This window comes from Sphaerisporangium sp. NPDC049003 (assembly GCF_043197795.1).
Taxonomy (GTDB): Bacteria; Actinomycetota; Actinomycetes; order Streptosporangiales; family Streptosporangiaceae; genus Sphaerisporangium.
Genome location: NZ_JBICTU010000003.1, coordinates 226,335 through 238,784 on the forward strand (window position 1 = coordinate 226,335; position 12,450 = coordinate 238,784).

Sequence of the window (12,450 nt, forward strand, 5' to 3'; positions counted from 1 at the left end):
GGGAGACCACGCCATGTCATAGGAGACTCCGCAAACGCTCGACGCTCGCTTCGGGGTCGCGCTCACCAAGTCGACGCATGATGGTCAGGGCCTGATCAAGTGCGTCGCCTGCCTGCTGCGGCTGCCTTCCGCTCCGAAACGCCTCCGACAGCCAAACCAGAGTCCTGGCCTCTCGACTGGCGTACGTCAGCGACCGATAGAGACTGAGGGCGCCCTTGAAGGAGGTGATCGCGCTCTCATGGTCTCCAAGAGCCCCGTGAATCCGACCCAGGCTGAACAATGCGTGAGCCTGGCCGTTGAGGTCGTCAGTGGTGTTCAGGAGGTCGAGTGAGCGGCGACAGTGATCCAGGGCCTCGCCAAATCGGCCAAGATCGTAGTAAGCGCTTCCGATGCCGTTGAGTGCGGCTCCTTGATTGAGCAGATCCTCGAGCTGGGTGAACACGGAAAGGGCTGTGCCGAAGTGCTTCAGCGCCTCGCCAGGCGCGCCACTCTCCCGAAGCACGACACCGAGAATATGGTGCCCCATGGCGGCGCCGGAGGCGTCCCCGCCGTCATCGCTCAGCCGTACGGCGTTACGCAGCTCGTGTATCGCAAGCCTCAGGTTTCCCAGACTTCTATGCGTTCCCGCGCGCATGCGGTGAACCATGGCCACGTCCCGAGGTGATGCAACCCTTTCTGCCGCAGCGAGGGCATTGGTCAGGTGCTCGATCGCGTCCAGACCGCGGCCCGTTCGCCACTGAAAGGTCACCAGGGTCATCGCCAACAGCCACGTGTAGCGGTCGAGGCCGTGGCGACTCGCCAGCCGAATGGCCGCCGTGACGGTTGAGTACTCGGTCTCGAGCCATGCCATCGCCTCGGCCGCTCCGGCCGGAGCGACGACTTCGACGGCCTGCGGTTCACCGATCGGCAATCGCCGGCCCGGATCCAGCTTGCGATCGCAGCTCCAAGCATTGTGGAGCAGGAACGACAGCACACGCTCCATCACGGTGGCCCGCTCGGCCTCGTTCTTCGTGCCCGCCATCTCGGCGGCGTAGGCGCGCACCAAGTCATGCATGGCGTAGCGCTCGAACACCGGCTCGGTTACCAAGCTCATAGCCATCAGTTCATCGAGTGCTTCGCTCGCCTGGCCGGCGTTTCCTATGAGTGCCCGTAGTGCCGACCAGCTGATGGTCGGCCCGGGATGGAGTGCGAGCTGCCAGAAGAGTGCTGCTGCCAGAGCCGTCAGATGCTTGTGAGAGTTCTCGATCGAGCGGCGTACGCTCTCAGTTCCCGTACCTGCGTTCAGGGATCGCAACGTCGTGCCTTCCTGACGCAGCTCACGGACGATGCCACCAACGGCTTGAGCTGGCCGTGAGGCGATCCGCGCAGCCATGATCGCTAGCGCCAGCGGAATTCCGGCACAGAGGTGGACGATGTCGCCGAGGAAGGGTGCAATTATGCGCATCCGTTCCTCGCCCATCCGGGTCCGCAAGAGCTCAATGGAGTCCTGCGGCTCCATCGGGGCGAGGTCGATGAGCTCAGCGCCTTCCCGGATCGCCAGCCCATGCATGTGCCGTCGGCTGGTGACGATGGCCGCACTAGCCCCCGGCCCGGGTAGCAGCAGGCGCGCATGATCCTCGTCGAGCGCATTGTCCAAGATCACCAGGATCGCGCGATCTGCGAGCGCGCTTCGATAGGCGGAGACCATCCCATCCAGCGTCGGGGTCTCCGGACGCACGCCAAGATCGTTCAGGAATCTGGCGAGAATGGGGCCATGCCGTTCAGGCTCCCGTGAAGAGAATCCGCCAAGGTCAACATGGAGGATGCCACCGAGAAAGCGCTGCTCAACCAGGGTTGCAGCCCAGGTGGCAAGGAAGCTCTTCCCGACGCCTGGTGGGCCGGCAAGCATTGCGATGCGGCTGCGGCCGGGCGTACGCCCCAGGAGCGTGGCCTCCAGTTGCTTGAGCTCGCGGCCACGGCCGATCATCTCAACGGGATGAGGCGGGAGCTGCCGCGGCCGTGTTCGGCCCGGCACCGCTTGCGTTAGGGACGTAGAGCCGTTCAGCGTCGCCACGTTGCTTGACAGGAGGAGGTGGAAGGCACTCTTTCCGGATCGCTGCTCCCATGAGGAGAGCGCAGGTTCGATCCCGTCCAGCCGGCCGAGCGCATGCAAGGCCTTCACCTTCAGGTCGATGAGCGTGAGGCTCTCCGGCCAACGGTCCATCGCCAGGTGGACCCGGTTGAGCGCGGGTAACGGCTGGCCGCAGTCCAGCTCTGCGCTGACGCACGCAGCGACGAGATCGTGCAGCTCGGCGATGAGCTCGTCCCGCTTTTCTTGGAATGCCGGTCCGGGCAGGCCCTCCAAAGGAGTTCCTCGCCACTCGGCATAGGCCGATTTGAGCGCCTTCAGTCGCTGGCTGGGGTTCTCGGCCATCTGAGCGGCATGGAGGAACTTCTTGAACCTGCCGTAGTCGATGTCTTCCGGCCGGAATTTGATCTGGCAGAACCCACGTTCCTTGCGGTGTGCAGCATCCGGGAGGTGCTGCCGTAGAACGTAGAAGCACTGACGGATTCGATTTCCGTTGGATGCCTCACCAGGCCACAAATAGCGAGCGATGGTTTCATGCGATGCGCGATGCTGCTCCGCCAAGACCAAGACTGCGAGCAGTTCAACGGCTTTTCCTGATGTCAGCTCGACCTGCCCGTCTCCTCGAAGGGCGACGACCGGACCGAGCACGCGGCAGTCCATGCTGCTCGACCTTCTTTCACGTGTCCTGCGTGCTCCTTGACACCGCAAAGCATGACATGGATGTCCACCACCCCATTAACGCTCGCCTAACGATTGCCGGTTGGTGATTCCGGGACCTATCTGCAACGCTGTGGTCAACGCCTTGGCCGCTCAGATGGCGGCCAAATGCCCATGAATGCGACATTTATGGGCGTAATGAGCAAAGGGGATAATCATGAGTTATTCACAGAGGCGGCCTGATAGGCGCGACGGCCGACGGACTAAGATCGATCGGCCGATCAAGGCGACGGTCCCCCCACGACGCCCGCGGCGGCCTCGTCCAGCGCCCCGCCTGCCGCCTAACAAGCCGCGCCCCGTGGACCAACCCGAGGCTTGGTCCACCCGCTGAGATAGCCAAGTGAGCCGGGAGGTGGTCTGGATGCCGGGCTGCCTCCCGGTCGTGGTTACTGGGGACATCAATTGTGGACGCATGGAACGTGCCGTGTGGAGAGAGCGTGTCCGGTGCCAGAACTGGTCCCGATCACCTGACCTGGCCCTCTAGCTAGGCTCGGCTGTCGTGTTGTTCTGTCTGCTGTACCTGATGGTGGGCCGGGTGTTTGGCTGGCTGGTCCTGCTTGCTCGGGGCGCTGTGCTAGCGGACACGCCGTTCTGGCTCTGGCGCAGAGATCGTGATCTCGTCACTGGGTGTGATTTCAGGTCGAGAGCAGGCTCCGCTGCGGGTCTCCGAACACCCGACGAAGGGGGCAGGCCCGCTGACCTCCAGCGGGCCTGCCCCCTTCGTCGTCACCGCACGGGAAGTGCCCGGCCAGTGTGAGGGCTGGGGTGACCCGGAAGGGTCTGGAGTCCGCCGCAGTGTCTCGATGAGGTGTGGCCCTCGGGCTTAGGCTGCCCAAAGGTTGCGTCCAAATGGTCCGTATTGCGAGCCGATAAGGGATGGCGCCCGAGCGGGCTGTGAGCGCGGGCGGACTATCGATATGCCGATCACGGAGACTTACTCGTCGGCGGAGCGGGCTTGGAGGGTGGAGGACCGGGTCGCCGTCCATCTGGGGTTCTCTGCGTGGCTGACGAGCGTGGGCAACCCTTTGCTGAAGGCCGGTCGCCGCTGATCGAAGAGCATGGAGAGGCGTTCTGGCTTGATCTTCTGATGGTCGTCTTGTAGGTCTGAGCTGACAACGCCGGTCTAAACGATCTACCGTGCACACGAACCGTACACAAGAGCAGGCAGCGAGCAACCACTCGAGATCAACTTCTCGGCGCAAGGCCGAGGAGAACCGAGAAAACCCAGGTCGGATGGGGTGTGGCGGAGTAGGGCGGGTGGGACTTGAACCCACGACCGACGGATTATGAGTCCGCTGCTCTGACCGGCTGAGCTACCGCCCCGCAAGCCTGGAGTCTCTCATAAGTTGGCGTCCATGTAAGCCTGGGGAGTTGTTCACTTTAGCTCGTCCCTGCACAAGTTTGGGGCGGCCTGTCATGGACGGGCTGTTGATCGGGTCCAGGGTGGGCGGCTGACGCCCTGGAATGAGCCGCCCACCCTGAACCGATCGGGCCGGGAGAAGCCGTGCCGGTGACCGCTGATCAGCGGGACTTCAGGCCGTACAGGTGACGGCCGGACGGTGGGGCTAGGGGGCCGTGCAGGTGAGGGTGGGGGCGGTGTTGGTGGTGGTCCAGGTGCCGTTGAAGCCGAAGGTCGTGGTGGCGCCGGCTCCCAGGTTGCCGTTGTAGCTGAGGTTCTTGACCGTCACGGCGCTGCCGCTCTGGGTCAGGGAGCCGTTCCAGAGCTGGCTGATCGTCTGCCCGTTGGCGAAGGTCCACTTGACCGTCCAGCCGGTGATCCCCGCCGTGCCCGTGTTCTTGACCGCCACCTCCGCTCCGAAGCCGCCCTGCCAGGAGTTGGTGATCTTGTACGTGGCCGAGCACCCGGTGCCCGGCGGCGGCGTGGGGGTCGGGGTGACGGTCGGGGTGACGGTGGGCGTCGGGGTCGGCGTCTGGGTCGGCGGGGTCGTGCCGAGCAGGCGGGTCAGGGCCGGGTACCACTTGTCGGCCATCTTCTGGTCGCCCGTGCTGTTCGGGTGTACCCCGTCGTAGGTGTCGGTCGCGGTGCTGAACCCGGTCCACTGGTCCACGACCACGATCGGTGACTGGGCGGTGGTCTTGGACGAGGCCCAGCCGGGGATCGCGGCGTTGAGCGCGACGGCCCGCTGGCCGCATTCGGCGCAGGTGCTGGGGTTCATCGGGATGATCTGGGCGACCGCGATCTTCATGTTGGGGTTGCTCGCCCGCATCTGGTCGACCAGCTTGCCGTACGCCGCGAGGATCGTGTCCGTCGGGCGGCTGCTCCACACGTCGTTGGTCCCGAAGTGCATCAGCACGATGTCGGGCTTGGTGGCGGAGAGCCAGCCGGGAAGCTGGTTCTGGTCGGCCACGTTGGTGACGAGCGCGCCGCCGTGTCCTTCGTTGTCGCCGTCGTAGGAGACCGAGCACCCCTGGGGCGGCAGGGTGCCGACGAAGTCGAGGCCGGTGTAGCCGCCCTGGGCCAGCTTGTTCCACAGCAGGGCCCGCCAGCATCCGGGAGAGCCGGTGATCGAGTCGCCCAGCGGCATGATCTTCACGGTCGCGGCCCTTGCGGGCAGGACGGGCGTGATGACCAGGTACGCCAGGACTCCGATCAGGGCCGTCACCATCGCCAGGAGCGTACGCCTCGTGGTCGCCATCCTTCACCTCCGGTAGTCCGCCTCGCGATCGTAAGGAGGCGGGCCCGTTCCGAGAAGGAAGCCGTTCGCCGAAGCCCTGCTGACCTGGGCCTCAGCCTCGGCCACAGCTGAAAGTTACATTTCGGGCACGGGTCATGCGGGCTCGTGTTCCGTGTCCTCCTCCGCGTGCGAGGCATCGGGGGCGTCGAGGGGGCGCAGCCGCTCCCACAGGAGGAAGACGGCGCCGACGACGATCATGGCGATGCCGGTCCAGAGGTTGATGCGGACGCCTTCGGCCTTGTCCACGGCCGCCTTGCCGTCCAGGAGGCCGACGACCGAGAGGATCACGCCGTACAGCAGGAACAGGGCGCCGATGATCCGGCGGATGTCGAACAGCCGGGCGACGCGCTTGCGGCCGGTCTCGTCGCTCACAGGGGTCTCCGATCGGGGAGGTTCACAGGGTCGTGATCATCAGATGAAGGGGATGTAGAGCGCGGCGGCCAGGACGACGGCGCCCGCGCCGAGCACGACGGGCGAGCGGAACCAGGCCTTGTCGCCCTTCAGCGCGTCGTCGGAGACCGATGCGTCGCTGAGCCCGTAGACCAGGCCCCGCAGCTCGCTCTCGGGCTTGGGCGTGGTGACCAGGGTGACCACGATGGACACGATCGCGTCCACGACGAACGCGGTGCCCGCGCCCCAGAAGGTGGCGTTGAGCTCGGTGCCGAAGTCGATCACTCCGGCCTTGAACAGGATGTACGAGGCGAACGCCGCGAGCGTGCCCGTCAGCAGTCCCCAGAAACCGGCCCACGCGGTCATCCGGCGCCAGAACAGGCCGATGATGAACGTCGCGAACAGCGGGGCGTTGAAGAAGGAGAACAATGTCTGCAAATAGTTCATGATGTTGCTGAACCCCGAGGCGATCAGCGCGGTGCCGATGCCGAGCACGACCCCGCCGACGGTGGCGAGGCGCCCGAGCTTCAGGTAGTAGTCGTCGGGCCTGTCCTTCTTCACGTGCGAGCGCCAGATGTCGTAGGTGAAGACCGTGTTGAAGCCGCTGATGTTGGCCGCCATCCCGGCCATGAACGACGCCAGCAGGCCGGTGACGGCGATGCCCAGCACGCCGTTGGGCAGCAGGTCGCCCATCAGCAGCGGGATGGCCTCGTTGTACTGGGGGCCGCCCGGCTTGCCGAGGTCGCTGAAGAGCACCAGCGCGACCAGGCCGGGGATGACGGTGACGGCGGGGATCATCAGCTTGGGGTACGCCGCGACGATCGGGGTGAGCCGCGCCGCTGTCGTGTTGCGCGCGGACAGCCCTCGCTGCACCTCGGCGAAGTTGGTCGTCCAGTAGCCGAACGACAGCACGAAGCCGAGGCCGAGAACGATGCCGATCCAGTGCGCGCCGAGGGGGTTGGTCCCGGCCGAGCCGGTGCCCGCCCAGGCGTGCAGGCCGGGGTCGCCGAGCGCCGACCGCCCGACCTTGTCCACCAGCCCGGAGAAGCCGCCCACCTTGATCAGCCCGAGCACGGTGATGGGGATCAGCCCGGCGAGGATGACGAAGAACTGCATCACCTCGTTGTAGATCGCGGAGGACAGGCCGCCGAGTACGACGTACGCGAGCACGATGGCGGCCGACACGATGATCGACAACATGAGGGGCCATCCGAGCAGCGCGCCCATGACGAGCGCGAGCGCGTACAGGTTGATGCCGGCGATGAGGACCTGCGCCAGGGCGAAGGTGATCGCGTTGAGGAGCTGGGTCTGGCCGTTGAAGCGCCGCCGCAGGAAGTCGGGCACGCTGTGGACCTTGGACCGGTAGTAGAAGGGCATCATCACGATGCCGAGGAAGACCATCGCGGGGACGGCGCCGATCCAGTAGTAGTGCACGGTCGCGATGCCGTACTGCGCGCCGTTCGCGGCCATGCCGAGGATCTCGGTGGCGCCGAGGTTGGCCGACAGGAACGCAAGGCCGGTGATCCAGGCGGGCAGTGATCGTCCGGACAGGAAGAAGTCCAGGCTGCTGCGGATGGCGCGGCGGGCGGCCAGGCCGATGCCCAGCACGGTGACGAAGTAGAGCGCCAGGACGACGTAGTCAAGGAGGTTGACGTCGAGCTTCAGGTCCGGCGCCGCGAGGGCGAGGTGATGAGGCACGACCCCCCGTTACCCTGAAATTTCGGGCTTTCACCTGCTCGTTCGCGCGAGTTGTGCGGCGCCCATCCCGGTCACAAGGCGTGGCGGTTCACCCCACTGGACGCCCGTCCCGAAGCCCCGCGAAGGGTACGCCCAGCGTGCCCGCGGCCCCGCGGTCAGGCACGAGAAAGTTTAATCCCCAAACTATTGACGCGCCGGGCCCGACTGTGTGAATCTGCGGCCGAGGCTTGTCAGGGGCCTCATGGGAACCATGCACGCTGGAGGTCGACGGTCAGGGTCCCACCTGATCGTGCATGGCGGTTGTCCGCATTTCGAAGGGATTCGAAGGGAACCGTTCATGCGCAAAAAGCTCCTCAGCATGCTCGCGATGGCGCTGGCCGCGTCCTTCCTCGCGGGCGTCAAGGCGCCGCCGGTGGCGGCCGCCGCCTCCGAGCCGTACACGTACAAGAACGTCCAGATCGCCGGTGGCGGGTTCGTCCCGGGGATCATCTTCAACCAGACCCAGAAGGACCTCATCTACGCCCGCACCGACATCGGCGGCGCCTACCGGTGGAACCAGGGCACCCAGACCTGGACCCCGCTGCTCGACTGGGTCGGGTACGGCAACTGGGGCCTGAACGGTGTGGTGAGCATCGCCACCGACTCGGTGGACCCGAACAAGGTCTACGCGGCGGCCGGGATGTACACCAACTCCTGGGACCCGAACAACGGCGCGATCCTGCGCTCCGGCGACAAGGGGGCCACCTGGCAGACCACGGCCCTGCCATTCAAGCTCGGCGGCAACATGCCGGGCCGGGGCATGGGCGAGCGGCTGGCGATCGACCCGAACAAGAACAGCGTCCTGTACTTCGGGGCGCCCAGCGGGAACGGCCTGTGGCGGAGCACCGACTCCGGGGTCACCTGGGCGAAGGTCACGAACTTCCCCAACGCCGGCAACTACGTCGCCAGCCCGGGAGACGTCTACAACGGTGACAACCAGGGCGTCGTCTGGGTGACGTTCGACAAGCGCACCGGCACCTCGGGGAACGCGACGCAGACCATCTACGTCGGGGTGGCGGACAAGGCCAACACGGTCTACCGCACCACCAACGGCGGCACCACCTGGGAGCGGGTCGCCGGGCAGCCGACCGGGTACATCGCGCACAAGGGCGTCCTCGACACCACCAACGGCTATCTCTACATCGCCACCAGCGACACCGGCGGCCCATACGACGGGGGCAAGGGCGACGTGTGGCGGTACGCCACCGCGACCGGCGCCTGGACGCAGATCAGCCCGATCCCCTCCAGCAGCGCCGACGACTACTTCGGCTACAGCGGCCTGACGGTCGACCGCCAGCACCCCGGGACGCTGATGGTCACGACGCAGGTCTCGTGGTGGCCGGACGTCATCTTCTTCCGCAGCACCGACTCGGGAGCCACCTGGACGCGGGTGTGGGACTTCACCAGCTACCCGAACCGCTCGTTCCGCTACAAGATGGACGTCACCGCGGCCCCGTGGCTGACCTTCGGGACCAACCCCTCCCCGCCCGAGGTCACGCCCAAGCTGGGCTGGATGACCGAGTCGATGGAGATCGACCCGTTCAACTCCGACCGCATGATGTACGGCACCGGCGCCACGATCTACGGCACCACGGACCTCACCAAGTGGGACACCGCGGGCGGGCAGTTCACGATCAAGCCCATGGTGGCCGGCCTGGAGGAGACCGCCGTCCTCGACCTGATCAGCCCGCCGTCCGGCGCGCCGCTGGTCAGCGGCCTCGGTGACATCGGCGGGTTCCGTCACAACGACCTCACCCAGGTCCCGGCCATGATGTTCACCCAGCCGGTGTTCACCAGCACGACCAGCCTCGACTACGCCGAGACCAACCCGAGCGTGATGGTGAGGTCCGGGGACTTCACCGACTCCGACCGGCCCAACGACAGTCACGTGGCGTTCTCGACCGACGGCGGCACCAACTGGTTCCAGGGCACCGAGCCCGGCGGCGTCAACCGAGGCGGCACCGTCGCCGCGAACGCCGACGGCAGCAGGTTCGTCTGGGCGCCGGGCGACTCCGGTGTCAAGGTCGTCTACTCGGTCGGGTTCGGCAACAGCTGGAGCCAGTCGTCGGGTGTGCCGGCGAACGCCGTCATCGAGTCCGACCGGGTCAACAAGAACAAGTTCTACGCGTTCTCGGCCGGTGGCTTCTACGTCAGCACCGACGGCGGCGCGACCTTCACCAAGACCGCGGCCACCGGGCTCCCGACCACCGGCAGCGTCCACTTCAAGGCCCTGCCCGGCGCCGAGGGCGACATCTGGCTGGCCGGCGGCTCCGCCACCGGCACCTACGGGCTGTGGCATTCCACCAACTCCGGCGCCTCCTTCACCAAGCTGGCGAACGTCGCCGAGGCCGACAACATCGGCTTCGGCAAGGCCGCACCGGGCAAGACGTACCAGGCGCTCTACACGGTCGCCAAGATCGACGGGGTGCGCGGGGTGTTCCGGTCCGACGACACCGGGGCCACCTGGATCCGGATCAACGACGACCAGCACCAGTACGGCAACATCGGCGAGGCGCTGACCGGCGATCCGCGGATCTACGGCCGCGTCTACATCGGCACCAACGGCCGGGGCATCATCTACGGCGACCGCACCGGCGGCGGCACTCCCGACACCACGGCGCCGACGAAGCCGGGCACCCCCGCCGCGTCGGCGATCACCTCGACGGGGGCGACGCTGTCGTGGACGGCGTCCACCGACAATGTCGGGGTGACGGGGTACGACGTGTACCGGGTGGGCAGCCCGGACGTGAAGGTGGGGACGGCGACCTCCACGTCGTACGTGCTCACCGGGTTGACGGCGAGCACGTCGTACACCTACTACGTGGTGGCGCGGGACGCGGCGGGCAACAGCTCGGCCGCCTCCACCTCGGTCACCTTCACCACCACCAGCGGCGGCGGCACGGACACCACGGCGCCGACGAAGCCGGGCACCCCCGCCGCGTCGGCGATCACCTCGACGGGGGCGACGCTGTCGTGGACGGCGTCCACCGACAATGTCGGGGTGACGGGGTACGACGTGTACCGGGCGGGCGCCCCGGACGTGAAGGTGGGGACGGCGACCTCCACGTCGTACGTGCTCACCGGGTTGACGGCGAGCACGTCGTACACCTACTACGTGGTGGCGCGGGACGCGGCGGGCAACAGCTCGGCCGCCTCCACCTCGGTCACCTTCACCACCACCAGCGGCGGCGGGACCGGCGGCGGCTGCACGGCCACCTACACGGTCACCAACTCCTGGCCGGGCGGCTTCCAGGGCGACGTCGCGGTCAAGAACACCGGCACCGCGGCGATCACCGGCTGGACGGTGAAGTGGACCTTCGCCAACGGACAGACCATCACCCAGATCTGGGGCGGCACTTTGACCCAGACCGGGGCGGACGTCACCGTGAAGAACGCGAGCTACAACGGCGCCCTGGGCGCCGGCGCCTCGACGTCCTTCGGCTTCAGCGCGAGCTGGACGACGACGAACACCGTCCCCGCGACGGTCACCTGCACGGCGAGCTAGTACGGCGATGAGCTGAGGGGCCCGGCGCCATCCAGGCGCCGGGCCCCTCACCGTCCGGCGAGGCGGACGAAGGACGTGGGTCAGAAAGCGGAGACGTAGGTGGACATCGACGGGTAGTTCACCGGAGTGACGGCGTTGTAGCAGACGATGTCGCGCACGAACGCCTCGAGGCTCGACGTGGTCCACAGGGTGAGCAGGTTGCAGTACTCGGGTCCGGGCCCGAATGCCGTGACCTGCACGTCATCCTGGAGCACGCCGACCTTGTGGAAGGTCACGAGGCGGTAGCCGACCCCGGCGCTCTGGATGTCGTTGAAGGAGCCCTGCGCGTTGTAGTTGATCGCCGCGGGCACCGGCACGTACGGCCCGGGGTTGGCGGGCGTGTTGTCGTAGGTGTAGGCGAAGTTCTTCGGCGGGATCGCCGCCCCGGTGATCGCCCGCTCGCGCTGGTAGGTCAGGTTGAACCCGGTGTTGAGCGGGACGTTCGTCGCGTTGTGGCACCTCACCTGGATCTTCTGCCCGCCGGCGTACGGCGACCACGCGCCGATCTTGCAGCGGGCCGGCACGCCGGAGTCGACGGCCGTCACCTGGATGTTGCCCGCCTGACCGGAGGAGCCGATGCCCGTCAGGTCCACGGTCCACACGCCCACGCTGGTCGGCGTGACGGTGTTAGGGGCCAGGGCCGAGTTGAACGACGAGCCGATTGCAGAGCCGTTCCAGTGGACGTAGGCGAACGCCTGGGGAAGGGGCACCGGCCCGGTGCTCTCCGAGAAGACGACGGAGTACGGCGTGGAGACCGGGCCTCCGCCGTACTTGTAGCACTGCACCGCCACGATCTCGTCCGGCCCGGACTGGAACCACTTCTGGACCTGGCACCAGTAGGCGTTCGGGGAAACCGCCGTGACATGGACGATCCCGCCTGTCGGGATGCCGATGTTCGGGAACCTCACGAACGTCTGGCCGGCCCCTCCGGGGCTGACGGTGACGCTGGGCCCGGGAGCCCAGCTACCCGCCTGGTGGTTCGGGTCGGGAACGCCGGACGTGGTGTTGACGTACGCGAATCCCCAGCGATTGGGGACGGCGGCCTGCGCGCTGGTGGTCACCGAGGTGAGACCCGCTGCGAGCATGGCCGTGATGCAGAGCATCCGCAGGATCACCCTACGTAGCCGACTCATGTCATCCTCCATCCGGATTCGGGGCTGGACTGGCACACGTAACCGCGACGCCGGTGTCCCGGCGAAAGTGGTTCAGGATGGAGTGTCTGGAATCACACCGCCTCTACGGCTTTTGATAACCCGGCATCCGGCCTTTGAGAAGACCCAACCTTTCCGGCCGTGCCT

At 66.7% G+C, this 12,450-nt stretch carries 6 protein-coding genes and 1 tRNA gene; 1 reads left to right on the forward strand and 6 read right to left on the reverse strand.

Going from position 1 to position 12,450, the window contains the following annotated elements:
* Window positions 1-16 precede the first annotated feature (16 nt).
* The 5 genes from ACGFIV_RS04440 to ACGFIV_RS04460 form a co-directional block, all read right to left on the reverse strand.
* Window positions 17-2,728 carry a tetratricopeptide repeat protein gene (locus ACGFIV_RS04440; RefSeq protein WP_392831865.1) on the reverse strand — a complete coding sequence of 904 codons (2,712 nt, stop codon included), beginning with the start codon at window positions 2,726-2,728 and terminating at the stop codon, window positions 17-19.
* A 1,306-nt stretch (window positions 2,729-4,034) separates the two neighbouring features.
* Window positions 4,035-4,108: transfer RNA gene (locus ACGFIV_RS04445), tRNA-Ile, on the reverse strand.
* Between the two features lie 242 nt (window positions 4,109-4,350).
* Window positions 4,351-5,442: a cellulose binding domain-containing protein gene (locus ACGFIV_RS04450; RefSeq protein ID WP_392831867.1), complete on the reverse strand. Its 1,092-nt coding sequence runs from the start codon at window positions 5,440-5,442 to the stop codon at window positions 4,351-4,353.
* 132 nt (window positions 5,443-5,574) lie between these two features.
* Window positions 5,575-5,853: a hypothetical protein gene (locus ACGFIV_RS04455; protein WP_358553241.1), complete on the reverse strand. Its 279-nt coding sequence runs from the start codon at window positions 5,851-5,853 to the stop codon at window positions 5,575-5,577.
* Between the two features lie 39 nt (window positions 5,854-5,892).
* The gene (locus ACGFIV_RS04460; protein WP_392831870.1) at window positions 5,893-7,569 is read right to left on the reverse strand and encodes a sodium:solute symporter family protein; all 1,677 of its coding nucleotides are present in this window, start codon (window positions 7,567-7,569) and stop codon (window positions 5,893-5,895) included.
* Between the two features lie 337 nt (window positions 7,570-7,906).
* Here ACGFIV_RS04460 and ACGFIV_RS04465 point away from each other — a divergent pair, with 337 nt between their 5' ends.
* A complete protein-coding gene (locus tag ACGFIV_RS04465) occupies window positions 7,907-11,113 on the forward strand; it encodes a cellulose binding domain-containing protein (RefSeq protein ID WP_392831872.1) in 3,207 nt (1,068 codons plus the stop codon).
* 80 nt (window positions 11,114-11,193) lie between these two features.
* On the opposite strand, the gene ACGFIV_RS04470 is transcribed toward ACGFIV_RS04465, so the two are convergent.
* The gene (locus ACGFIV_RS04470) at window positions 11,194-12,285 is read right to left on the reverse strand and encodes a hypothetical protein (RefSeq protein WP_358553247.1); all 1,092 of its coding nucleotides are present in this window, start codon (window positions 12,283-12,285) and stop codon (window positions 11,194-11,196) included.
* Window positions 12,286-12,450: the final 165 nt, after the last annotated feature.